Annotated in this window: 27 protein-coding genes and 1 pseudogene; 15 read left to right on the forward strand and 13 right to left on the reverse strand. The window is 70.4% G+C overall.

What is annotated here, in order from left to right; translation table 11 throughout:
• Positions 1–127 (forward strand): adenosylhomocysteinase (locus E1181_RS28215; RefSeq protein WP_132624608.1); only part of this gene is annotated, 127 nt, incomplete at its 5' end.
• Positions 128–172: 45 nt separating this feature from the next.
• On the opposite strand, the gene E1181_RS28220 is transcribed toward E1181_RS28215, so the two are convergent.
• From E1181_RS28220 to E1181_RS28230, 3 genes and pseudogenes are all read right to left on the reverse strand, one after another.
• Entirely contained in the window at positions 173–742 is a 570-nt protein-coding gene (locus tag E1181_RS28220; protein ID WP_132679461.1) for a dihydrofolate reductase family protein, read from the reverse strand.
• Between the two features lie 75 nt (positions 743–817).
• Positions 818–1,618 (reverse strand): annotated as a pseudogene (locus tag E1181_RS28225) (Acg family FMN-binding oxidoreductase); the annotation flags it as partial.
• A gap of 19 nt (positions 1,619–1,637) precedes the next feature.
• The gene (locus E1181_RS28230; RefSeq protein ID WP_132679463.1) at positions 1,638–2,639 is read right to left on the reverse strand and encodes a LacI family DNA-binding transcriptional regulator; all 1,002 of its coding nucleotides are present in this window, start codon (positions 2,637–2,639) and stop codon (positions 1,638–1,640) included.
• Between the two features lie 108 nt (positions 2,640–2,747).
• On the opposite strand from E1181_RS28230, the gene hisD reads away from it, so the two are divergent.
• Together hisD and E1181_RS28240 are read left to right on the forward strand one after the other, a co-directional pair.
• Positions 2,748–4,067 (forward strand): histidinol dehydrogenase, encoded by a 1,320-nt coding sequence (gene hisD, locus E1181_RS28235; protein WP_132679464.1) that lies wholly within the window; start codon positions 2,748–2,750, stop codon positions 4,065–4,067.
• 26 nt (positions 4,068–4,093) lie between these two features.
• The gene (locus E1181_RS28240; protein WP_132679465.1) at positions 4,094–5,392 is read left to right on the forward strand and encodes an MFS transporter; all 1,299 of its coding nucleotides are present in this window, start codon (positions 4,094–4,096) and stop codon (positions 5,390–5,392) included.
• A 55-nt stretch (positions 5,393–5,447) separates the two neighbouring features.
• On the opposite strand, the gene E1181_RS31900 is transcribed toward E1181_RS28240, so the two are convergent.
• Entirely contained in the window at positions 5,448–5,609 is a 162-nt protein-coding gene (locus tag E1181_RS31900) for a phosphodiester glycosidase family protein (RefSeq protein ID WP_235877108.1), read from the reverse strand.
• A complete protein-coding gene (locus tag E1181_RS28245) occupies positions 5,579–6,127 on the reverse strand; it encodes a hypothetical protein (protein WP_207922357.1) in 549 nt (182 codons plus the stop codon). The genes E1181_RS31900 and E1181_RS28245 overlap by 31 nt, the downstream gene beginning before the upstream one ends.
• 309 nt (positions 6,128–6,436) lie before the next feature.
• Here E1181_RS28245 and E1181_RS28250 point away from each other — a divergent pair, with 309 nt between their 5' ends.
• Both E1181_RS28250 and E1181_RS28255 read left to right on the forward strand, forming a co-directional pair.
• A complete protein-coding gene (locus tag E1181_RS28250; RefSeq protein ID WP_132679466.1) occupies positions 6,437–7,387 on the forward strand; it encodes a DivIVA domain-containing protein in 951 nt (316 codons plus the stop codon).
• Positions 7,388–7,430: 43 nt separating this feature from the next.
• Positions 7,431–8,054, forward strand: a complete 624-nt coding sequence (locus E1181_RS28255) for a class I SAM-dependent methyltransferase (RefSeq protein ID WP_235877109.1) — start codon at positions 7,431–7,433, stop codon at positions 8,052–8,054.
• On the opposite strand, the gene E1181_RS28260 is transcribed toward E1181_RS28255, so the two are convergent.
• From E1181_RS28260 to E1181_RS28270, 3 genes are all read right to left on the reverse strand, one after another.
• Positions 8,055–8,600 (reverse strand): type 1 glutamine amidotransferase domain-containing protein, encoded by a 546-nt coding sequence (locus E1181_RS28260; protein WP_132679467.1) that lies wholly within the window; start codon positions 8,598–8,600, stop codon positions 8,055–8,057.
• A gap of 81 nt (positions 8,601–8,681) precedes the next feature.
• Entirely contained in the window at positions 8,682–9,641 is a 960-nt protein-coding gene (locus E1181_RS28265; protein ID WP_132679468.1) for an adenosine deaminase, read from the reverse strand.
• 23 nt (positions 9,642–9,664) lie between these two features.
• A complete protein-coding gene (locus E1181_RS28270; protein WP_235877110.1) occupies positions 9,665–10,414 on the reverse strand; it encodes a gamma-glutamylcyclotransferase in 750 nt (249 codons plus the stop codon).
• Between the two features lie 91 nt (positions 10,415–10,505).
• Between E1181_RS28270 and E1181_RS28275 the strand changes: the two genes are divergently transcribed.
• The 4 genes from E1181_RS28275 (at position 10,506) to E1181_RS28290 (ending at position 14,202) form a co-directional block, all read left to right on the forward strand.
• Positions 10,506–11,456, forward strand: coding sequence for a phosphotriesterase family protein (locus E1181_RS28275; protein ID WP_132679469.1), 951 nt, complete (start codon positions 10,506–10,508; stop codon positions 11,454–11,456).
• Positions 11,457–11,527: 71 nt separating this feature from the next.
• The gene (locus E1181_RS28280; protein ID WP_132679470.1) at positions 11,528–12,706 is read left to right on the forward strand and encodes a thiolase family protein; all 1,179 of its coding nucleotides are present in this window, start codon (positions 11,528–11,530) and stop codon (positions 12,704–12,706) included.
• A gap of 10 nt (positions 12,707–12,716) precedes the next feature.
• Positions 12,717–13,109: a Zn-ribbon domain-containing OB-fold protein gene (locus E1181_RS28285; protein WP_132679471.1), complete on the forward strand. Its 393-nt coding sequence runs from the start codon at positions 12,717–12,719 to the stop codon at positions 13,107–13,109.
• 139 nt (positions 13,110–13,248) lie between these two features.
• Entirely contained in the window at positions 13,249–14,202 is a 954-nt protein-coding gene (locus E1181_RS28290; RefSeq protein WP_132679472.1) for a pyridoxal-phosphate dependent enzyme, read from the forward strand.
• Positions 14,203–14,229: 27 nt separating this feature from the next.
• Here E1181_RS28290 and E1181_RS28295 read toward each other — a convergent pair whose 3' ends face one another.
• The 3 genes from E1181_RS28295 to E1181_RS28305 form a co-directional block, all read right to left on the reverse strand.
• Positions 14,230–14,970 (reverse strand): SDR family NAD(P)-dependent oxidoreductase, encoded by a 741-nt coding sequence (locus E1181_RS28295; protein ID WP_132679473.1) that lies wholly within the window; start codon positions 14,968–14,970, stop codon positions 14,230–14,232.
• A gap of 80 nt (positions 14,971–15,050) precedes the next feature.
• A complete protein-coding gene (locus E1181_RS28300) occupies positions 15,051–15,653 on the reverse strand; it encodes a helix-turn-helix domain-containing protein (RefSeq protein ID WP_132679474.1) in 603 nt (200 codons plus the stop codon).
• Between the two features lie 62 nt (positions 15,654–15,715).
• Positions 15,716–16,123 carry a DUF5313 family protein gene (locus tag E1181_RS28305; protein ID WP_132679475.1) on the reverse strand — a complete coding sequence of 136 codons (408 nt, stop codon included), beginning with the start codon at positions 16,121–16,123 and terminating at the stop codon, positions 15,716–15,718.
• Between the two features lie 59 nt (positions 16,124–16,182).
• Here E1181_RS28305 and E1181_RS28310 point away from each other — a divergent pair, with 59 nt between their 5' ends.
• A complete protein-coding gene (locus E1181_RS28310; protein ID WP_132679476.1) occupies positions 16,183–16,644 on the forward strand; it encodes a MarR family winged helix-turn-helix transcriptional regulator in 462 nt (153 codons plus the stop codon).
• Positions 16,645–16,647: 3 nt separating this feature from the next.
• On the opposite strand, the gene E1181_RS28315 is transcribed toward E1181_RS28310, so the two are convergent.
• Both E1181_RS28315 and E1181_RS28320 read right to left on the reverse strand, forming a co-directional pair.
• Positions 16,648–17,790 carry an alkaline phosphatase PhoX gene (locus E1181_RS28315; RefSeq protein ID WP_132679477.1) on the reverse strand — a complete coding sequence of 381 codons (1,143 nt, stop codon included), beginning with the start codon at positions 17,788–17,790 and terminating at the stop codon, positions 16,648–16,650.
• A gap of 186 nt (positions 17,791–17,976) precedes the next feature.
• Positions 17,977–18,732: an enoyl-CoA hydratase/isomerase family protein gene (locus tag E1181_RS28320; RefSeq protein WP_132679478.1), complete on the reverse strand. Its 756-nt coding sequence runs from the start codon at positions 18,730–18,732 to the stop codon at positions 17,977–17,979.
• A 212-nt stretch (positions 18,733–18,944) separates the two neighbouring features.
• Here E1181_RS28320 and E1181_RS28325 point away from each other — a divergent pair, with 212 nt between their 5' ends.
• The 5 genes from E1181_RS28325 to E1181_RS28345 all read left to right on the forward strand — a co-directional run bounded on the left by E1181_RS28325 (position 18,945) and on the right by E1181_RS28345 (position 22,510).
• Entirely contained in the window at positions 18,945–19,145 is a 201-nt protein-coding gene (locus tag E1181_RS28325; protein WP_132679479.1) for a hypothetical protein, read from the forward strand.
• A 101-nt stretch (positions 19,146–19,246) separates the two neighbouring features.
• Positions 19,247–19,636: a cold-shock protein gene (locus tag E1181_RS28330; protein WP_132679480.1), complete on the forward strand. Its 390-nt coding sequence runs from the start codon at positions 19,247–19,249 to the stop codon at positions 19,634–19,636.
• 150 nt (positions 19,637–19,786) lie between these two features.
• The gene (locus E1181_RS28335) at positions 19,787–20,815 is read left to right on the forward strand and encodes an NAD(P)-dependent alcohol dehydrogenase (RefSeq protein WP_132679481.1); all 1,029 of its coding nucleotides are present in this window, start codon (positions 19,787–19,789) and stop codon (positions 20,813–20,815) included.
• Positions 20,816–20,828: 13 nt separating this feature from the next.
• A complete protein-coding gene (locus tag E1181_RS28340; protein WP_132679482.1) occupies positions 20,829–21,833 on the forward strand; it encodes an amidohydrolase family protein in 1,005 nt (334 codons plus the stop codon).
• A complete protein-coding gene (locus E1181_RS28345; RefSeq protein WP_132679483.1) occupies positions 21,830–22,510 on the forward strand; it encodes an iron-sulfur cluster assembly protein in 681 nt (226 codons plus the stop codon). Before E1181_RS28340 ends, E1181_RS28345 begins: the two co-directional genes overlap by 4 nt.
• The last annotated feature ends 293 nt before the right edge of the window (positions 22,511–22,803 follow it).

A 22,803-nucleotide genomic window follows, 5' to 3' on the forward strand; every position in this document is an offset into this window, starting at 1 on the left:
TGAGAAGGTCGCGCGTCTGCACCTGGACGCTCTGGGTGTGAAGCTGACCAAGCTGACCAAGGAACAGGCCGCCTACATCGGCGTCGACGTCGAGGGCCCCTACAAGCCCGAGCACTACCGCTACTGAGCAACCAGCCGTGAGTCTCCCGGTCTCCCACCACTCCCGGGAGGCTCACGGCTGGCCGTGTCCCGCGCAGGCGTAGCGGTGGAAGGTCATGCCTCCGTCAAAACGCCTGTGCTCCAAGAGGTTCAGCGGCATCCGGGTCTTCGACGGGAAGATCCGGGTGCCGCCGCCCACCAGCACCGGCGCGGTGTAGATCTGCACCTCGTCCACCAGGCCCGCGTCCAGCGCCTGGCCGCCCAGCACCGCGCCACCGATCAGCAGGTCCTCCGCGCAGGTCTCCTTGAGGCGCCGGACCGAATCCGGGTCGAACTCCCGCATCAACCGGGTTCGCGTCGTCAAGACACCGGCCAGGGTGCGCGAGAAGACGACCTTCTCCGCCTTGCGCCACAGGTGCGCGAAGTCCTCCATCAGCGGTCCTTCGGCGGTGAAATCGCCTGTCTCCCAAGCGATCATCTCCTCGTACATGCGTCGCCCGTAGAGGTAGGTGCCCGCGTCGCGTTCCCGGTCGTTGATGAACGCGAACACCTCGTCGCTGGGAACGGCCCAGTCGTAGCGCCCCTCGGCGTCGTTCAGGTAGCCGTCGAGCGAACCGATCGCGGAGTAGATCAGCTTCGCCATGCGCACCTCCTCGTGCAGCCCGGTGGCCCATGGTGCCCGAAATCGGAGCCGATGTGCACCGACGCCCGAGTTGATCTATTCCAGCAGCAGGTCCTCGGGTTCCCGGCGACGTGTCTCCGGAGTGGGGGAGCCGTAGCCGAAGCGCAGCACCGCCTGCGGGTGCAGCGAACCGCCGAGCATCCGGCGCAGTTCTTCGCGGGTCTCCGCGACCTCCGGGACCTGAGAGAGCACCGAGGAGGACAAGCCGTGGGCGCACGCGGTCAGCAGCACCCGTTGCAGGGCCTGACCGGCCCGCACGTCGTCGGTGCGGCTGTCGTGCTGCGAGCACAGCACGGTCAGCAACGGCTCGCGCTCGAAGTCCTTGCCGGCAACCCGCGTGGGAGCCCGCCCGCCTGAGAAGTCCCGCACCACCCACAGGTCCTGGGGCTCCGGCAACGGACCGGAGGCTGCGGCCGGGACCCCCTCGCTGGCGTCGCGCTCCCGGCCCGTCCAGTGGTCCATCTCGGCGCGGAAGCGCTCGTCGTCCATCTGCGCGCGGTGCGCTCGGTGCACCAGTTCGGCGAAGGGGTCGAGCTCGGTCCTGGCGAGCACGTGCAGCCGGCCCTGCTCCCGCTGGGCTGCGGTGACCAGCGCGTGGCGGTCAGCGGTCGGGACGGGGGTCTCCTGGAACGGTCGGCGATTGTTGCGCCGCCGCGGAATCGCCTCGTACAGCGCGCGTTCGGCGGGGTTCTGGGTGGTGCGTCCGCCGCTGCGGACCTCGGCCAGCGCGGTCGGTGGTGCCAGCGGGGAAGGCGGGTCGATCACCGGGCGGACCCCGGAGTGTTCGAGCGCCAACCGCAGGTTCAGCAGAGCGGCGCCGCAGGCCAGGCGCAGCTCGCGGTGGTCGGGAGCTCGGCTAGTGCGCCGGACGTGCGGTGTGCGCGGTCGAGCGGCGCACGAGCAGCTCGCTGGGGAAGCAGTCCCTGCGGGTCGGCAAGTCGCGGTCGCCGATGCGCTCCAGCAGCCGCGCGACCGCCGCGCGCGCCATCTCCGCGATCGGCTGGCGGACCGTGGTGATGTCGTAGGAGTCCCAGGCGGTCAGCGCGATGTCGTCGTAGCCGATCACCCACACGTCCTCCGGGACCCGTCGGCCCAGCGACACCGCGCCGTCCACGGCTCCCAGCGCGGTCAGGTCGTTGGCGCAGAACACCGCCGTCGGCGGGTTGGTCCGGTCGAGCAGGTCGCGCATCGCCGAGCGGGCGACGTCGTGCGCGAAACCGCCTGGCGCGCTGAGGTCTTCGGACAGCGGGTGGCCGAGCTCGGCGAGGCGTTCGCGGAACCCGCGCTCTCGGTGCCGGGCGGTGCTCGGCAGTTCGGGTCCGCGCAGGAAGCCGATGCGGGTGTGACCGGTGGCCACCAGGTAGTCGGCGACCGCACGTCCGCCGGCGGCGTTGTCGGTGGTGACCTGGTCGCAGTCGAGCTCGTCGAGCCCGCGGTGCAGCAGCACGATCGGCTCGGCGCGAGCGACCGCGTCGCTCAGCTGCGGCGTCGCCTCGGTCACGGTGGTGAAGATCAGCCCGTCCACCGTTCCCTCGTCGAGGGATTCCAGCGCGCCCGAACCGTCCGGACCGTTCCACAGCACCATGCGCTGACCGGCCGCGTCGAGGGCCTCGGCGACGGCTTCCAGCAGCTGCGGGTAGAAGGGGTTGGTGATGTCGGCGACGACGACGCCGACCGTCGCGGTGCGGCGGGTGCGCATCGTGCGCGCGGCGGCGTGCGGCCGGTAGCCGGCCTCCCGCATCGCGGCCAGGACGCGTTCGCGGGTCTGCGGGGCGACCTTGCCGTTGTCCTGCAGGACGCGGGACACGGTCATCTGGGACACGCCTGCCAGCCGTGCCACGTCCCGGCTGGTGACCACCGGGCACCTCCTTCGCATTCTGCATCGAGGAAGCCCATCCTACGGGGTTTACGTAAACATCCGCGCGCTCTATGGTCTGTGTGTACGTAAACATCCTGGGAGGGATTCATGACGTTCGCGCTGAAGCGGGCCGAGCAGACCTCGGCCGCCACCACGACCTCGCTGCCCGACGTGCAGGAGAAGGTCGCCGCGATCATCGCCGACATCCGCGCGCGCGGTGACGAGGCCGTGCGGGAGCACTCGGCCCGCTTCGACAAGTGGGAGCCGGAGGCGTTCCGGCTCTCCCGCGCGCAGATCAGCGAGATCATGGCCAGGGTGCCCGAGCAGGTGATCGCCGACATCGAGTTCGTCCAGGAGCAGGTGCGCGGTTTCGCCGAGAAGCAGCTGGAATCGATGCGGGAGATCGAGGTCGAGACGCTGCCGGGCGTGCACCTGGGGCACAAGCACATCCCGGTCGCGGCCGCCGGCGCCTACGTGCCGGGCGGGCGCTACCCGCTGCTGGCCTCGGCGCACATGACGATCCTGACCGCCAAGGCGGCCGGGGTGCCGCGGGTCATCGCCTGCACGCCGCCGATCCGCGGCGAGGTTCCCGACGCGACGGTCGCCGCGATGCACCTGGCCGGTGCCGACGAGATCTACCTGCTCGGCGGGGTGCAGGCCGTGGTCAGCATGGCGCTGGGAACCGAGACCATCGAGCCGGTCGACATGCTCGCCGGACCGGGCAACGCCTTCGTCGCCGAGGCCAAGCGGCAGCTCTACGGCGAGATCGGCATCGACCTGTTCGCCGGCCCGACGGAGGTGCTCGTCGTCGCCGACGACAGCGCCGACCCGTTCGTCGTCGCCGTCGACCTGCTCAGCCAGGCCGAGCACGGACCCGACTCGCCCGCGGTGCTCATCACCACCTCGGAATCGCTGGGGCGCGAGGTCATCGAGCACATCGACGCGCTGCTGCCGGAGATGCCCACCCGCGACAACGCCGAACCGGCCTGGCGCGACCACGGCGAGGTGCGCGTCGTCGCCGACCTCGACGAGGCCTACCGGTTGGCCGACACCTACGCCAGCGAGCACGTGCAGATCCTCACCGAACAGCCCCGCGAAGCCCTGGAGAAGATGCGCAACTACGGCGCGCTGTTCCTGGGGGAGGGGACCTGCGTGTCCTACGGCGACAAGGTGATCGGCACCAACCACGTGCTCCCGACGCGAGGCGCCGCCCGCTACACCGGTGGTCTGTGGGTCGGCAAGTACCTCAAGACCGTCACCTACCAGGAGGTCACCGACCCGGCGGCCAGCGCGCACCTCGGCGAGGTCTGCGGCCGGGCGGCGCGGGTCGAGCTCTTCGAGGGCCACGCCCGGTCCGGAGACGTCCGAGCCGCCAAGCACGGAACGGCCGACCTCCCCTGGGCTCCGAACGCCCTGGCCCGTCCCTGAACGCGAAACCGAAAGGCACACCGACGATGTCGGTCAACGCAACGACGCGTGCCCCGAGCCGGTCCGCGTCGCGCACGCTCGTCTCCAGCACCATCGGCAGCATCATCGAGTGGTACGACTTCACCATCTACGGCACCGCTGCCGCGCTGATCTTCAACCGGCTCTTCTTCACCGAGCTCTCCCCGGCGGCCGGGACGCTGGCGGCCTTCGGCACCTTCGCCGCGGGTTTCATCGCCCGGCCCCTGGGCGGCTTCGTCGCGGGCCACTACGGCGACAAGCTCGGCCGCAAGGCGACGCTGGTGATGACGCTGACGCTCATGGGCGGTGCCACGACCCTCATCGGTCTGCTGCCCACCTACCAGCAGATCGGCCTCGCGGCGCCCGCTCTGCTGGTGCTGCTGCGGCTGGTGCAGGGGTTCGCCGTCGGTGGTGAGTGGGGCGGCGCGGTGCTGATGGCCGTCGAGCACGCCCCGGACGGTCGCCGCGGCGCCTACGGCGCCTGGCCGCAGACCGGCGTCTCGGCCGGTCTCCTGCTGGGCACCGGAGCGTTCAGCATCGTCTCGATGCTGCCCGAGCAGCAGCTGACCGCGTGGGGATGGCGGATCCCGTTCCTGCTGAGCGTCGTGCTGGCGGTGGTCGGGCTCTACATCCGGTTCCGCATCAGCGAACCCGAGTCCTTCACCGAGAGCCGTCCCGCGAAGCGGCCGCTGGTGGAGGTGCTGCGCACCCATCCCCGCGAGATCCTGATCGCGGTGGGCGTGCGCTTCGCCGAAGGCGGCAACTACTACGTGTTCACGGTGTTCATCCTGACCTACATCACCGAGCACCTGGGGTTGCCCAAGCAGGCGGGCCTGACCGGGGTGATGCTGGCCGCGGCGATCAACATCGTCGCCCTGCCGCTGTGGGGCGCGCTGTCGGACCGGATCGGGCGCAAGCCGGTGTTCATCGCCGGAGCGGTGTTCATGGCGCTGTACGCGTGGCCGTTCTTCTGGCTGGTCGACACCCGCTCGCCGGTGCTGATCGCGGTGGCCCTGGTGATCGCCCTGGCCGTTCCGCACGCTGCGGTGTTCGCCCCGATCGCGGCGTTCTACGTCGAGCTGTTCGAACCGCAGCTCCGCTACAGCGGGCTGTCGATCGGCTACCAGATGGGCAGCGTCCTGCTGGGCGGCTTCACGCCGCTGCTGGCCACCAGCCTCATCCTCTGGTCCGGCGGGCAGTCCTGGAGCGTGGCCGTCCTGGTCGCGGCCGGGGCGCTCATCGCGGCGGTCGCGATGAGAACGGCTCCGGAGACCCACCGGAAGTCCCTCACCGAAGCGGCTTCCTGACCAGACCGGTCCCGAGGGTGGCGTTCGGCGAGCGCCCCCTCGGGATCGGGTGTCTCTAGCGGCTGAAGACGCCGATTCCGTTGGGCACCTGGCGTTGTTCGCCGTCGGACGGCGCGTTCCTGACGGTGGCGTGCGGGGTGTCGGGCGTTCTGACGGCCATGGTGGTGGATCCGCCGCCGTCGAGGTTCACCGCGTCGGCGGCGCCCAAGGAGGCCATGAGGTCGGCGGTCTCCCGGAGGTTGAGGCCGGTGCTGACGGGGGAGCGGCCGTCGGCCCCGCCAGTCGTGAGATGCGAGCCCGGCGGTCGATCCCCAGCGCGAAGACGTCCTCGTTGGAGGCACCTTCCGGCAGTGCGGGGCCGAACCGCTGACCGTGCGGGACCGCTCCCTTCAGCGCGTCACCCCCGCGGATCTCGGGGCCCACCGACGCACTCGTCGGCACCACCCCGGGGTGCTCCCCGCTGATGTTGAAGAAGTCGCCGTTGATCCCCGCCACGGCGCCGGCGCCGTTGGCCTGATCGGCGATCTCGTCCTTCGCCGACACCGAACCCGGTTGCAGCAGGCCGAGATCCGCCCTGGGATCGGTCAGATCCACCGTCACCAGCTGCCCCAGCACGGGACTGTGCGAAGTGGACAGTGCCAGCGGCCGGTAGCTCACCCCGGGCCCGACAGCGATGTCTCCGTCCTGCGCGGTGGCCGCGGGCACCGGCGAGACGAGCACCGCCAACCCGCACACGACCCCAGCGCCCGAAGGCGCGCCGACCGATTCGCCACCATCCGACTCCTTCCACCGGTGATCGCGATCACCACATCAGTCGGCGGGCGACGGATGGCGCGGTTGGAAAGAAATGGACGAGGGCCCGTTGCAGTCCGGGTCGCGCGGTTACCTCGGTCGGCTCAACGGGAATGGGCTGGCTCGGGCCTTGATCTGGCGGACGGGTTTGGGCAAGCTTGAGCCCGCACAACGGGCGGTCGGGGGCCTGGCGGGACACGCCGGGTATGCGTCCGAGAGGAATGATGCGGACGCCCTGTGGAGGCCGGAGAAATGCTCACCCCTGATGACGTGCGGAATGTCGTCTTCGGCCGGGCTTGGCGCAAAGAACGCGGATACGACGAGGCCGAGGTGGACCACTTCCTCGGACGGGTCGAGGCGACGCTGCGCGGCAAGCAGCTGGTGAGCGCTCGTGACGTGCTGACCGCCAAGTTCAGCCCGCGCCGGCGCGGCGGTCGCGCCTACAAGAAGGCCCAGGTCGACGAGTTCCTGGACAAGGTCGCGCTGACGCTGATGAAGCTCGAAGTGCGCGCCGACGAACGTCGCAAGTCCCGCCCGGCGGAGGAAGCCGAACCCGCGCGCAAGCCGGCCGAGCGCCGCGAGAAACCCGCTGAAGAGCGGTTGCCGAAGCGCCCCGCGCGCGAACCGGCCCCGGTCGTCGAGGCCGCTCCTGCGGCGACGCCGTCCGAGCAGTTCCGCGGTCTGCAGCCGGCGACCTCGCAGAGCTCCGCGCTGGACAAGGCCGAGGTCGACGCGTTCATGGACCGGGTCCAGGCGACCCTGCGGGGCATCGACCACCTCACGCCCAACGACGTGCTCAACGCCCAGTTCAACCCGCCCGCTCCGGGGATGCCGGGCTACGACGAGGCGGGCGTGCTCGCGTTCCTGGTGATGGTGTCCTCCAGCATCCGCAACATCAACCGCAACACCGGCACCCACATGCGCCCGGTGACGGCCACGGGCACGAACATGCACCCGGTGACGGCGACGGGGACGAACATGCGGCCGGTGACCGCGACCGGCACCACCATGCGGCCGGTCACGACCACGGGAACGAACATGCGGCCGGTGAGCACCGGGACGAACCTGCCGCCGGCGACCGGCACGGGCACGAACCTGCCCCCGATCGCCGCCCAGACCGGTGCCTTCCCCGCGCACGTCGGGGACAACCGGCCCTCCCGGCAGCGGATGATCCCAGGACGCCGCCGTCCGCCGAGGCGCTGAAACCACCGATGCGTGACCTCTCGGTCCGGTAGCGTTATCGACCGTGAACGGCGATCGCGCGAAGAAGCTGCGGCGGCACTGGGACAAGTCCGCGCCCTCTTACGACGGCGTCATGGCCCGCTTCGACCGCTACCTGGCGGGCGACAGCAGGCAGTGGGTCTGCTCCCGGGTTCGCGGTGAGGTGCTGGAAGTCGCCATCGGGACCGGTCTGAACCTGCCGCTGTACCCGGCGGGCACGCACCTGACCGGGATCGAGTGGAGCCCCGCGATGCTGCGGCTGGCTCGGCAGCGCCGCGACGCGCTCGGCCTCGACGTCGAACTGCGGGAGGGCGACGCGCGCACGTTGCAGTTCCCCGACGGCGCGTTCGACACCGTGGTGTGCACCTTCTCGCTGTGCGCCATCCCCGACCACGAGCAGGCGATCGCCGAGATGCACCGGGTCTTGCGCCCGGGCGGCCGGCTGCTGCTGGCCGATCACGTGGTGAGCACCGCGTGGCCGGTCCGGCTTCTCCAGCGCGCCGCCGAGATCGTGACGGTGCCGACGGGCGGCGAGCACTTCCGCCGCCGCCCCTCGCAGCACCTGCGCGCCGCGGGCTTCGAGGTGCAGGAGGCCGAGCGGTTCAAGCTCGGGATCATCGAGCGCCTCGTCGCGGCCAAGCGCGCCTAGTCAGCTCGACGCGATCGCCTTGATCACCGCGTCCTGGAAAGCGGGCAGATCATCCGGGTTGCGGCTGGTCACCAGATTGCCGTCGACGACGACCTGCTGGTCGGTGACGTCGCCTCCCGCGTTGCGGATGTCGGTGCGGATGCTGGGGAACGACGTCAGCTGCCGTCCCTTCACCACATCGGCCTCGACCAGCGTCCACGGGCCGTGGCAGATGGCGCCCACGGGTTTGCCCGCGTTGACGAAGTCGCGCACGAACGACACCGCGGTCCCGTCGCGGCGCAGCTGATCGGGGTTGATGGTGCCGCCCGGCAGCACGAGCGCGTCGTAGTCGGTCACCGAGACCCGGGCGACCTCGCGGTCGACCGGGAAGCGGTCGCCCTTGTCGATGTCGCCGTTCATCGCCTGGATCTCCCCGGCGTGCGGCGACACCACTTCGACCTGCCCGCCCGCGCGTTCGATCGCCTCGCGCGGGCCTTCCAGCTCGACCTGCTCCACGCCGTCGGTGGCCAGGATGGCGACCTTGCGGCCGCTGAGTTCGTCAGCCATGGTTGAACCTCCGTTCACGGGTACCGCTCCGTGAGGTACCCGCGACCGGAGGTGTCCCAAACGCGTCCACTGAGGACGGCGTCAGTCGGCGATCTCGGCCTTCCACGCCGCCTTCTGCTCGTCGGTGGCGAAGCAGGCGTCGAACGAGTTGCGCGCCAGCGTCTTCAGCTGCTCGTCGGTGAGACCCAGTTCGCTGCGCAGGGCTGCGAAGTTGTCGTCGACGTAGCCGCCGAAGTACGCCGGGTCGTCGCTGTTGACGCAGGCCAGCAGACCTGCTTCCAGCATCGCCGGCAGCACGTGGTCGGAGAGCTTGTCGACGGTCCGCAGGGCCACATTGGACAGCGGGCAGACCGTCAGCGGGATCTGCTCGTCGCGCAGCCGCGCCACCAGCTCCGGGTCCTCCATCGCGCGGATGCCGTGGTCGATCCGCTCGACGCCGAGGACGTCCAGGGCGTCGCGCACGTAGTCCGGTCCGCCCTCCTCGCCCGCGTGGGCGACGCGGTGCAGGCCCTCGGCCGCCGCGCGCTGGTAGACCTCGGCGAACGGTGCCGGCGGGTGCCCGACCTCGGCGGAGTCCAGGCCCACGCCGATGAAGCGCTCCCGGTAGGGCAGCGCCAGCCGCAGCGTCTCGGCCGCCGCCTCGGGTCCCAGGTCGCGCAGGAAGCACAGGATGAGGTCGGTGGACACCGGGGAGTCGCGCAGCGCTCCGGTGATGCCCTCGAACACCGCGCCGATCGGCACGTCGTTGCTCAGGTGCACCTGCGGGTCGAAGAAGATCTCCGCCCGCCGCACCCCGGCGCGGTCAGCGCGCGCCAGGTAGGCGCTGGTCAGGTCGTAGAAGTCCTGGTCGGTGCGCAGCACCGGCAGGTTCGCGTAGTACAGGTCCAGGAACGACTGCAGATCGCTGAAGTCGTACTTCGCCCGGAGCTCGTCGAGATCGCTGGTCGGCAGCGCGAGCCCGTTGCGCTGGGCCAGCTCGACCAGCATCTCCGGTTCGAGCGTCCCCTCGATGTGAATGTGCAGTTCCGCAGTCGGCAACATGTGAATTCCTCCCCGGAACAAACCTACCGGGGCTCGTCGGCGCCGAGCGGTGCGGCCGGGGGAGCGGGTTCGCCGACGATCTCGGTGCAGGTCAGCCCGTCGGAGGCGGCCGGGGTTCCGGTGATCTCGCGCGCCTCGTGCTGGCCGAGGGCGCTGCAGGGCACGAACCGGCCGTCCACCAGCAGCGGGCGGCGGATCTCGCCGAGCGCGCCGTAGGCCAGCACGTTCGCGGCGGGACCGGTGTCGAGCTCGACGTGCTCGGGTCCGTGCAACCGCACCAGCCGGTAGCGCTCGCCGCGGCCCTCGCACTCGTCGAGGACGCGCCGCTGCTCAGCGGTGGCCAGCCACACCGCGTGGTGCTCGACGACGCCGGGAGCCGAGACGAGCACGGCCGGCCGCTGACCGTCGCGAGCGCGCACCCCGGAGGCCCACACCGCGGACAGGCCCGTGCAGGTGGCGCGCAGCACCACCACAGGGCCGCGGAGACCGAGCTCGGAACGCAGCCAGGTGATCTTGCTCGGGCAGGCGTTGGAGCCGTAGGCCAGCACCGGCCACCGGGCCGACAGCGGCTCGGCACCCGCACCGGTCAGGAACTCGTCGAGGCAGCCCGTGCCCACGCGCCAGCCCGAGGGCAGCGAGGAGTCAGGCGTCAGGCGCCACCCGGTTCCATCGAGGTGCAGGTAGGAGTGGGCGGGACGCGCACCGGGGTAGGGATCGGCGGGGAACTCCTCGTCGCGGAACGTCGCTGCGCCCAAGGTGTTGACCACGGTCACCGCTCCAACATGCCCACCGCGGACGGGTCCGCGCAAGCTGATCGAACATCTAGGGTGCCGGGCACGTCGCCGTTCGTCGAGGAGGACGAAGATGGTCGAGACAGTGCGCGGACAGGTTCCGGTCGATCAACTGGGCACGGTGCTCATGCACGAGCACGTCTTCGTGCTCAACGAGGAGATCCGCCGCAACTACCCCGAGCTCTGGGACGAGGAGGAGCGGGTCGCCGACGCGATCGAGCGCCTGCGCGAGCTGGCCTCGCGCGGTGTCGACACCATCGTCGACCCGACGGTGATCGGGCTCGGGCGCGACGTCGAGCGCGTCGCGCGCATCAACGCCGAGGTCGACCTCAACATCATCACCGCCACCGGCCTCTACACCTACGACTCGGTGCCGTTCTTCTTCCGCCTGCACGGTCCCGGAACCGTGCTGGGCGGTGATGAGGTGATGGTGCGGATGTTCGTCAAGGACATCACCGAGGGCATCGCGGGCACCGGCATCAAGGCCGCGTTCCTCAAGTGCGCCATCGAGGAGGAGCTCACCCCGGGCGTGGAGCGCGTGCTCAACGCCGTCGCCGAGGCCCACCTGCAGACCGGTGCGCCGATCACCGTGCACACCAGCCCCGGCCACCGCACCGGCCTCGTCGCCCAGGAGGTGTTGCGGCGCAGCGGAGTCGACCTCGGCCGGGTCGTGATCGGGCACAGCGGCGACACCACCGACACCGACTACCTGCGGGAGCTCATCGACAACGGTTCCTACATCGGTATGGACCGGTTCGGGCTGGACGCCCTGCTGCCCACCGACGAGCGGGTGGCCACCATCGCCGAGCTCGCGGGCGGCGGATTGGCTGATCGGATGGTGCTGGCCCACGACGCCTCCTGCCACAACTCCTGGTTCCCGACGGGCGTGATCGAGCAGGCCCTGCCGCACTGGCACTACACGCACATCCACGACGTGGTGCTCCCGGCGCTGCGCGAAGCAGGCGTCACCGAGGAGCAGCTGACGACGATGCTGGTGGACAACCCGCGCCGCTACTTCAGCTGAGCCCGCAGGCGTTTGCAAAACTGCATGCCCTGACTTAGTTTCGGATCGAACTAGTTCCGCAAGGGGGGCAGATGAGCAGTCGCAGTGACCTGCCTGCGCACCGGAGGGCCGCGATCGCCGGTCTCGGCATGACCGAGATGGGCAAGGTCTACGGCCGCACCGCGCAGCAGTTCGCCGCCGAGGCGGTTCGCCGGGCCGTGGCCGATGCGGGGCTGCGGCTCGGCGACGTCGACGGCTTGCTGGTCTCGGCGGGCCTGGCGGGCGGTGTCGACCTGAGCCTGCAGGACGACCTGGGGCTGGAGGACCTGCGGCTGCTCAGCCAGATGCAGTCGTTCGGCTCCACCGCCGGCGCGATGGTCCAGCACGCGGCGATGGCCGTCGAGGCGGGCATGGCCGACACCGTGGTCTGCGTGTTCGCCGACGCCCCGCTGCGCGAGGGTGCCTCGACCGGAGCGGCGTACGCGGCCGACCGGTATTCGCCGACGGGCTGGGGCGGGATGGTCGCCAGCAGCGGGTTCACCGGCCCCAACTCGTTCTACGCGCTGGCGGCTCGACGGCACATGCAGGCCTACGGGACCACCAGCAAGCAGCTCGGCGAGATCGCCGTGGCGCAGCGCAAGTGGGCCGCGATGAACCCGCTGGCCCGGTTCCGCGAGCCGATGGGCATCGCCGACCACCAGGAGTCCAGGCTGGTCGCCGAACCCTTCCACCTGCTGGACTGCTGCCTGGTGTCCAACGGCGGCATCGCCGTCGTCGTCACCCGCGGCGACCGCGCCGCCTCGCTGGCACAGCCACCGGTGTCGGTGCTGGGCTGGGCGCAGGCCCACCCCGGCGGCTCGCTGCGCCGCGACGACGACCTGGGACTGGTCAGCGGCGCGGCCCAGGCCGGCCCGCAGGCGCTGCGGATGGCCGGGGTGTCGCTGGCCGACATCGACATCGCCCAGCTCTACGACTGCTACACCTTCACGGTGCTGCTGACCCTGGAGGACTACGGCTTCTGCGCCAAGGGCGAGGGCGGCGAGTTCGTCTCGACCCCCGGCGTGCTCGGTCCCGGCGGATCGCTGCCGGTCAACACCGGCGGCGGGCAGCTGTCCTCCTACTACATGTGGGGCATGACGCCGCTGTCGGAGGCGATCATCCAGGCCCGCGGTCAGGCGGGCGCCCGCCAGGTCCCCGATCACGAGCTGGTGCTGGTGTCGGGCAACGGCGGCATCTTCTCCCACCACAGCACCCTGGTGCTGTCCGCCTGAAAGAGGTTCCATGGCCCTCGTCCCGGTCGCCAGAGACCACGCCAGCGCGGAGTTCTTCGACGGAACCCGCCTCGGCGAACTCCGCCTTCCCCGCCGCCGCGACACCGGCGAGTACCTGAGCCCGCACACCCCGATCGCCCCGGACGACGACGTCGAGCAGGTCGCCGCGAGCGGAACCGGCCGGGTGGTGTCCTGGAGCGCGGTGCACCACAAGCTCCCCGACGGCGGCACGTTCCGGCTCGTCGTCGGCATCGTCGAGCTCGACGAGGGCCCCTGGTGGTGGACCCGGCTGGCCGAGGTCGACCCGGACGCCGACCTCAGCGACCTCCGGGTCCGGGTCGCCTTCGAACCCTCGGGCCCGGAACCGGAGCACGAGATCATCCCGTACTTCCGCCCGGAGTGAGGCCGCGGACGCAGGTGAGCGCACGAGGCCGAAGCCGCCGCGACGCCTCGACGTCCACAATGGACTCGTCCGGCCCGATCGCGGGTCGTCGCGCGCGGGTGACTACCGTGCGGAGGTAGGAGTGCTGGGGAGGCGCGTTGTGATCGGGATCGAGGACGTCGAAGCCGCTGCGGAGGCCATCGAAGGGCACGTGGTGCGCACGCCGACGGTGACCAGTCCGGGGCTATCGGAACTGCTCGGCGCACCGGTGACCGCGAAGCTGGAGCTGTTGCAGCGCACCGGGTCGTTCAAGGCTCGCGGCGCGGTGGCCAAGCTGCTGTCGCTGACCGAGGCCGAGCGCGCGGCCGGTGTGGTCGCGGTCAGCGGCGGCAACCACGGCATCGGCCTGGCGGTGATGGCCGGTGCCCTGCACGTCAAGGCGACCGTCGTGATGCCGCGCTCCGCGCCGGAGCGGGCCGTGGAGGTGGCCGAGTCCGCCGGGGCGACGGTCCGCCTGGCCGACGACATGGCCGGGGCGTTCGCGCTCACCGACCAGCTCCGGGCCGAGGGCAGCACCCTGGTGCACCCCTTCGACGACCCCGCGGTGATCGCTGCGCAGGGCACGGTCGGGCTCGAATTCGCCGAGGACGCGGGCGAACTCACCGATGTGCTGGTCAGCATCGGGGGTGGCGGTCTCATCTCGGGCGTGGCCACCGCGCTGCGCGCGAAGCGCCCCGGCGTGCGGATCTGGGGCGTGGAAACCGAGGGGGCCGAGGCGATGTCGGCGGCGCTGGCGGCGGGCGGCCCGGTGGCCGTCGAGCTGTCCTCGATCGTGTCGACCCTGAGCGCCCCGGCCGTCTCCGAACTGACCTACCAGCACGTTCGCGAGATGGTCGAAGACGTGCTGGTGGTGCCCGATTCCGAAGCGGTGCAGGGCGTTCTGGACCTCGCCGGGCACGCGAAGCTGTGGGCCGAACCGGCCGCCGGCTGCCTGCTCCCGGCGGCCCGCCGGATCATCGCCGAGCGAGAGGACGTCAAGCTCGGACTCGTCGTCTGCGGCGGCAACGCCACCCCGGCCGACGTCATGGCCTGGGCCGACCGCCCCCGGGGCTGAACGCGCGGCGCCCAGCCCCGGGGGCGGTCACTCCGAGCGGTGGATCACGCGCGCCGAGGTCTGGTCGCGCGCCAGCAGCAGGATCTGGTCGACGTTGACGTGCGGGGGACGGGTCGCCACCCACGAGACGGTCTCGGCGACGTCCTCCGCGGTGAGCGGGTTGGTGCCCTGGTAGACGGCGTCGGCCTTCTCCTGGTCGCCGCGGAAGCGGACCAGGCTGAAGTCCGTCTGGACCAGGCCGGGGTCGATCTCGCACACCCGGACCGGCTGGCCGAACATCTCCAGCCGCAGCACGCGCGTCAGCGCCGCGACCGCGTGCTTGGCCGCGTTGTAGCCGCCGCCGGTGGCGTAGGGCTCGCGGCCCGCGACCGATCCGATGTTGATGACCTGCCCATCACCGGACTCCAGCAGCTTCGGCAGCAGCGCGCGGGTCACCCGCAGGGTGCCCATCACGTTGGTCTCGTACATCCACTGCCAGTCCTCGTCCTTGGCGTCCAGGATGGTCTCGGAGCCGACCGCGCCGCCCGCGTTGTTCACCAGCAGGTCGCAACGCTCGACGGCGTCGGTGAACGCGTCCACCGAGGACTGGTCGGTGACGTCGAGCTCCAGCGCCCGGCCGCCGATGGAGTCGGCGATCTCCTGCAACCGGTCCAGCCGGCGCGCACCGAGCACCACCTCGAAGCCCGCCTCGGCCAGGGCCTTGGCGCTGGCGGCGCCGATCCCGCTGCTCGCCCCGGTGACCACCGCTACCGGCGTTGGCTTGCCCATCGATACTCCTCCTCGAACCTCAGCCGTCAGCGCTCAACCTAACTCGGCGAGGAAGATCGGGTGAGCGCGCAGGTGGGAGATCACGACCCCTGGCCGTCGGGATCCTGCTTCGGGCGGGCGCGGAGGTGGGCTCGTTCGCCCTGCTTGCCGAACAGGCTCAAGAACTCCACGGCCTGGTCGTCGGCGGCGCCGAACCAGTGCGGGACCCGGGTGTCGAACTCGGCGGCCTCGCCGGGGGAGAGCACCAGGTCGTGCTCGCCGAGCACCATGCGCAGACGGCCGTTGAGGACGTAGAGCCACTCGTAGCCCTCGTGGGTCTGCGGATCGGGCTCGTTGCGGCCGCTCCCCGCCGGGAGGATCAGCTTGTACGCCTGGATGCCGCCCGCGCGCCGGGTGAGCGGCAGCATCGTCAGGCCGCCCCGCTCGACCGGCCGCATGTGCACCCGCGGGTCGCCGGTGGGCGGGGCGTCGACGAGCTCGTCGAGCGTGACCCCGTGCGCCTTGGCCAGCGGCAGCAGCAGTTCGAGGGTCGGTTTGCGCGAGCCGGACTCCAGCCTCGACAGGGTGCTCACCGAGATCCCGGTGGCGTTCGAGAGGTCCGCGAGGGTCGTTTCCCGCTGCCGTCTCAGCGCCCGCAACCTCGGCCCGACGGCGTCCAGCGCTTGCCCGAATTCCGCGTCCACCCACCCACCTTGCCACCGCGGCAACCGGGATTGCCACCGGCCTCACCCGGGCGCACGAGCGCTCAGCCGTTGTTCCGGTAGATCTCGTCGTAGCGGGAGGCGCGCTTCGCGCGGGCTTCGGCGTGGGCGGCTTCGCGCGTCGCCCGGCCGGTGCCGATGGGGAAGCCGTGCTTGTGCAGCCGGTACTCGCAGGTGTGCTCCATGTAGGACAGCGAGTACCACAGCGCGAGGATGACGCCGCCGAGCACCGACATAGCCCGGATCCACAGCGGGCCCGGGAGCAGCAGGAACAGCAGCCCGGGGGAGATCTGGACGAGGCTGCGCGCGGTGTGCCGCAGCACCCAGGTCCGGCAGGTGACGTCGTGGAGCACCCACTCGCGGTGCCGTGCGGGCAGGCGGCCGCCGAAGGCGTACCAGACCCACAGCAGCGGATTCGGTCGCACGAGGCGGGCTTCGGGGTGTTGGCTCACACCCCGATATTTAGCACACTAACTATTAGCGCGTAGCGGAAGGTGAGTAAGCTGACCCCGTGCAGACTCCCGACCTGGGCGAGGACCCGCTCGCCCTCGACCGCCAGGTGTGCTTCGCGCTGTCGGTCGCCTCCCGCAACGTCATCTCGCTGTACCGGCCCCTGCTGGCGCCGATGAACCTCACGCACCCGCAGTACCTGGTGATGCTGGCGCTCTGGGAGCGCTCGCCGCGCTCGGTCACCGACCTCTGCGACGTGCTGCACGCCGACGCGGCTACGCTGTCGCCGCTGCTCAAGCGCCTGGAATCGGTGGGCTACGTGCTGCGCACCCGCAGCCGCAGCGACGAGCGCAGGCTGGAGGTCGCGCTGACCGAGGAGGGCGCGCGGCTGCGCGCCGAAGCCGAGAAGATCCCCTACAAGATCGTCGAGACCCTGGGCGTGGAGCTCTCCGAGCTCGAAGAGCTCCACGTGGCCCTCACCAAGGTCATCTCGGCCAGCCGCCGGGCCCTGGACGCCAGGTGAGGATCACTTCCGGAACGGGCCGGTGATCTCGTAGGTGTAGCCGTCGGCGCTGCTGCCTGCCGGTCCGCGCTGCGAGGAGAAGTACAGCCGGTCGCCCGCCGGGTTGAACGCTACGCCGCACAGCTCGGACTCGTCCTGGCCGACCACCCGCAGGAACGGCGCCACCACGTCGTCGGGCGTGATGATGCAGATCTCCATGTTGCCGCCGTCCTCGGCGACGTAGAGGTCTCCGGTCGCGGTGCCGGTGATGTTGTCGACGCCGGTCAGCGGACCGTCCTGGGTGAGGTCGTCGTCGTAGGCGACGTTGAGCGCGTTGGCCACCGCGTCGTAGGCCCAGACGCGGTTGTCGCCCTTGGTGGTGAAGAAGCAGGTGCCGTTGCGGTAGTAGGCGCCCTCGCCGCCGTCGAAGACGCGCGCGGTGTCGACCTGGTGGCGGGTGCGGACCGTGGTACCCGTCGGGTCCGGCACGTCGACCCAGGTCAGCGCGTCATCGGCCCCGGCGAGCACCTGCAGCGTGCCGGCCGACATGTCGCCCCAGGTGGTCGGCACGAAGCGGTAGAAGTTGCCGTCGGACTCGTCCTCGGTCAGGTAGACGACCTGGCGGTCCGGGTCGGCGGCAGCGGCCTCGTGCTTGAACCGGCCCATCGCGTCGCGGCGGACCGCTTCGCCGCCCCACGGGTCGGTCTCGAAGACGTAGCCGCGGTCGGTCTCCTCGCAGGACAGCCAGGTGTTCCACGGGGTCGCGCCACCCGAGCAGTTCTGCGTCGTGCCGGTCAGGATCGGGTAGGCGCCGGTGATGGTGGCCGCGGCGTCGAAGCGCAGCGCGCTGACGCCGCCGGTGCCCAGCGGGAGCTCGGAGTTGGACACGTAGATCCAGCCGTCCCCGTCGGCGAAGCAGGCGCCGCCGTCCGGTGCTCCGTGCCAGATGTGGCCGGTCCCGGCGACGGTCTCGCCGGTGTGGGCGAGCACCCGGCTGGTGAAGTTCGCGGGCAGTTCGAGGCCGTGGGCGTCGGCGGCCTGCAGCGGGCCGTACGGGCTGGGGCCGGTCTGCGCCGGGTAGGCGATGGCCTCGCGGGTCACGCTGAAGCCGAACGCGACAGCGGCACCGCCGGTGACGGCGGCGCGCAGGAAGGTGCGACGTTCCACGGTTTTTCCTCCGGTGCGCGGTGGAAGTGCTCGTGCTCTCGGGTACCGCGACGGTAGATCGGCGCGCGTGGACTGATCATCGCGAAAACGATGAACAGTGCGTGTAGCGCGCGGTAACCGGTGGTTCCGCTTCACCGTCCGCAGAGGATCGAACTGCGTGATGACGTGCCCGGACGCGAAGTGTCTCTAGGCGAACGGGAAAACCGGCATCCGGCGTTCGAGGAACGCGCCGACGCCCTCGGCGGTCTCTCCCGTCTTGACCGCGACGTCGTGCCAGTGCTCGGCCCGCTCGGCCATCGGCTTGCCGCGCCCGGCCAGGTCCACCAGCTCCTTGGCCGCCCGCACGCTCAGCTGGGAACGTCCCGCGATGGTCCCGGCCAGCTCGGCCACCCGCTCCGCCGGGTCGGTCACGACCTCGTCGACGAGTCGCATGGCCAGGGCGCGGGGCGCGTTGAAGAAGTCCGCGGAGAACAGCAGCAACTTTGCCGCCGACGGTCCGACCAGGTCGGTCAGCCGCGCGATGCTCGAAGGCGGGTACACCACGCCGAGCTTGGCCGGGGTGATGCCGAAGGCGGCGGACTCGGCGGCGATGCGCAGATCGCAGGCCGCCGCCAGCTGGCAGCCACCGCCGATGCACAGGCCGTTGATCAGTGCGATCGTCGGCAGCGGGCACTCCAGCAGCGCCCGCTCCGCCGGTTCGGTGGCGCTGCCCTCGGGGCCCTCGATCTCGTGCAGCTCGGAGATGTCGGCGCCGGCGCAGAACGCGTCTCCGGCACCGGTGAGCACCACGACCCGGACCTCGGAGTCGGCGGCGGCCTCGGCGAGCAGTTCGGGCAGCCGGCGCCACATGGCGGCGTTCATCGCGTTGCGCTTGCCGGCGTTGTCGATCGTGATCCGGGCCACGTTCTGATCGACTTCCAGTCGCAGTTCCCCGCTGCTCATGCCACCTCCGCGCCGTTGCCGCCTGCTGCCCGGCGGATCTTATCCGCTGATCGTCACCGGTGACCCCGGGTCGTGGCGGGGCTAACGGAGGGCGGTCTTCACCTGATCGGGATCGCCCGGGGCTCGCGACTAGCCTGTCCGTCGGCCGTGCGAAGAACGTGAAAACCAGTGAGGATCTCCGGAGATGTTCACGCGGAAGGATGGCGCACACGATGGATGAGGAGACACGCAGTCGGTTGGCGGAGATGCGTTCACTGGCGGAAGAGCTGCACCCGGAGACGATCGAGGCCGAGATCGGCCGTGCCCGGGTGGAGGCGTACCAGGCGGGGATCAAGTTCGCCGCGGACTTCATCGAGCACGGTCCCAAGGAGCGCAGCCGGCCCGACACCGACATCCCGATGCCGCGCCGGTAGTGCCGGGGTCCGCACCGCCACTGGGTTCGCCCCGCCGATGTGACCGCAGGTAGAGTGCCTGACCTGCGGTGCGGGTACGGGGTGAAGGTGGGGTGCGGCAGATGGTCACGGGCAAGGTCGTCCGGTTCGACGAGGTGCGCGGATACGGGTTCGTGGCACCCGACGGCGGTGGCGAGGACGTCTTCATCCACGTCAACGACCTCACCTTCGACAAGCGGCTGGTCGCTCCCGGTGTGGTCGTCGAGTTCGACCCCGAGGACAGCGACCGCGGCCCCAAGGCCTCCAACGTCCAGATCCTGCGCCAGTCCGGCGCGCCCGGCGAGCAGCCGCCGGAGGAGGAGCTCTTCGACGTGCTCTCGGCGAAGGAGTTCCACGAGACCATCACTGAAGCGCTGCTGACCTCGGCGCCGACGATGACCGCCGAGCAGATCCTGCAGGTCCGCCAGAAGCTCACCCAGATCGCCGTCCGCCACGGCTGGGTCGACGCCTGAACCGCTCCGCGCGGCGAGCGCATCCACCTCGGGCGGCATCGCTGATCGCCCGACTTGACCGAGTCAGACGGCCCGGCCCGACGGGCGGTCATGGCCGCTTCGGCGCAACCTGGGACGGACCCGTCCTGGTCGAGCCGGAGGTGGTCGGTGGTGCGAGCGGTACGAGTGCACGAGTACGAGCAGAAGCCTGTCGTCGAATCGGTCCCGGACCCCGAGGTCACCGGTCCCTGGGACGTGCTGGTGGAGATCAACGCCGCCGGGGTCTGCCGGACCGACCTGCACATCATCGAAGGCCAGTGGAAGGACAAGAGCGGCGTCGCGCTGCCCTACGTCATCGGCCACGAGAACGCCGGAACGGTCCGCGAGGTCGGCTCGGCGGTCAGCAACACCGCTCCCGGTGACCGCGTCATCCTGCACCCGCTGGTGACCTGCGGGCTCTGCCGAGCCTGCCGCTCTGGCGACGACGTGCACTGCGAGAACTCCAGCTTCCCCGGCATCAACGCCGACGGCGGCATGGCCGAGCTGATGCTCACGAACGCCCGCTCGGTGGTGCGCCTGAACGACGGTCTGGAACCCGCCGACGTCGCGGCCCTGGCCGATGCGGGGCTCACGGCCTACCACGCGGTGCGCAAGGCCGTGCCGCTGCTGCACGCGGGAACCCACGTGATCCTCATCGGCGCGGGCGGGCTCGGCCACATCGGCCTGCAGTCGTTGCTGGCCATGACGCCCGCCGAGATCACCGTCATCGACCGATCGCAGGAGGCGCTGGACCTCGCGACGCAGCTCGGGGCCCACCACGCCGTGCTCGCCGACGGCTCGCAGGTCGACACCGCGTTGGAGATCACCGGAGGTCAGGGCGCCCACGTGGTGCTCGACTTCGTCGGTGAAGGCGGTACCGAGGCCGAGGGCGTGGCGCTGACCAGGCAGGCGGGCTCCTACTTCGTCATCGGCTACGGCGGGAAGGTCGACATCCCGACCATCGACGTGATCTCCCGCGAGATCAACGTGATCGGCAACCTCGTCGGCTCCTACAACGACCTCGACGAGCTGATGGCGCTGACCGCGCGGGGCCAGGTCTCGCTGCGCACGCGCAAGTACGGGCTGGACGAGGCGCTGGACGCGCTCGCCGATCTCGACGCCGGCCGCATTCCCGGTGGTCGAGCGATTCTGGTGCCATAGGAAGGACGCGGACATGTACGTCAAGGGCGACGAGCAGTACTTCATCGTGGACGGGCACATCCACTTCTGGGATGGCACGCCCGCCAACCAGGCCAACCGCTACGGCACCGGGTTCCTCAACTGCTTCTACGACTACCACTCCAACCTCAGCCCGGAGGAGCACAAGTGGTCGCTGGAGCACTTCCAGCTGCAGAGCGAGCAGGACGTGCTGCACGACCTGTTCGAGGTCGGTTACGTCGACAAGGCCATCTTCCAACCGACCTACCTCACCGACTTCTTCGTCAACGGCTTCAACACCACCGAACGGGACGGGACGCTCGCCGAGAAGTACCCGGAGCGGTTCATCGTCAACGGCAGCTGGGACCCGCGCGACGAGGACGAGGGGCTGACCGCGCTGGAGCGGCAGGCGGAGCGCTGGAACCTGCGCGGCGTGAAGCTCTACACCGCCGAGTGGAAGGGCGCCTCCAAGGGCTGGAAGCTCTCCGACCCGTGGTCCTACCGGTACCTGGACAAGTGCCAGGAGCTGGGAATCCGCAACATCCACGTGCACAAGGGGCCGACGATCTACCCGCTCAACCGGGATGCCTTCGACGTCGCCGACGTCGACGACGCGGCCACCGAGTTCCCGGAGCTGAACTTCATCGTCGAGCACTGCGGGCTGCCTCGGCTGGAGGACTTCTGCTGGATCGCCACGCAGGAGCCCAACGTCTACGGCGGTCTGGCGGTGGCGATGCCCTTCATCCACTCCCGGCCGCGCTACTTCGCCCAGATCATCGGTGAGTTGCTGTACTGGCTGGACGAGAACCGGCTGACCTTCGCCAGCGACTACGCGATCTGGACGCCGAAGTGGCTGATCGAGAAGTTCGTGGACTTCCAGATCCCGGAGGACATGCAGTCCGAGTACGGCGTGCTCACCCCGGACATCAAGCGCAAGGTCCTGGGGCTGAACATGGCCAAGCTCTACGACATCGAGGTGCCGGTGCAGATCCCGTCCGCGCGGGAGGCGGTGGCCCGATGACCACGGCCTCCACTGTGGACACCGAGGCCGTGGTGCGTGCCCTGGACTCGGTGGTCGATCCGGAGCTGGACCGGCCGATCACCGAGCTCGGGTTCGTCGCCCGGTGCGAGGTGGGCGGAGACGGGGTGGAGGTCGACCTGCGGCTGCCGACCTACTTCTGCGCGCCGAACTTCGCCTACCTGATGGTCGCCGACGCCCACGACGCGCTGAGCTCGTTGCCCGGTGTCGGCCGCGTGGCGGTCCGCCTGATCGACCACTTCGCGGCCGAGGAGATCAACGCCGGCGTCGCGGCGGGGGAGGGCTTCGACTCGGCGTTCCCCGGCCTCGCCGCCGGTGAGCTCGAGGAGCTCCGCGCGGTGTTCCTGCGCAAGGCCCACGCGGCCGAGCAGGAGCGCCTCGCCGGAATCCTGCTCAAATCGGGCCGCACCCACGAAGAACTGACCGACCTCACCCTCGCCGACCTCCCGGACACCACGGCGCTCCGCCGTCTCCGCCAACGTCTCGACCTCCGCGACGACGACCGAGCACCGCTGCTCACCGACGACACCGGCACCCCGCTCACCCAGGCCGACCTCCCGCTCCACCTGAGGATCGCCCGCACCACCCGCATCAGCATCGAAGCCAACCGAACCTGGTGCCAAGGCCTACTCCACACCCGCTACCCCCACCCCCACTGACCAGATTTCAGTGGAACTCCCACCCCGGATTTCAGTGGAAGTTTGGGGTCGGACTTCAGTGGAACTCCGGCCCTGGAACCCGTGGGAGCCGGGTCCGGACTTCAGTGGAATTCCGGACCCGGTTTTCAACGGTACTTCGGCCCCCGATTTCAGTGGAAATCCGGTCAACGAAGTTGAATCGGTAGTGACGATGAGTTCAGTGTGGAATGAAATTGATCATTCGAGGGCTAGGGCGAGGGCGATCGGATGTTGGGCCGGGGTTGGTTCGGGAAGTGAGTCCGGGGTTGGAGTTG

It is taken from the genome of Saccharopolyspora terrae (genome assembly GCF_004348435.1).
Lineage (GTDB): Bacteria > Actinomycetota > Actinomycetes > Mycobacteriales > Pseudonocardiaceae > Saccharopolyspora > Saccharopolyspora endophytica.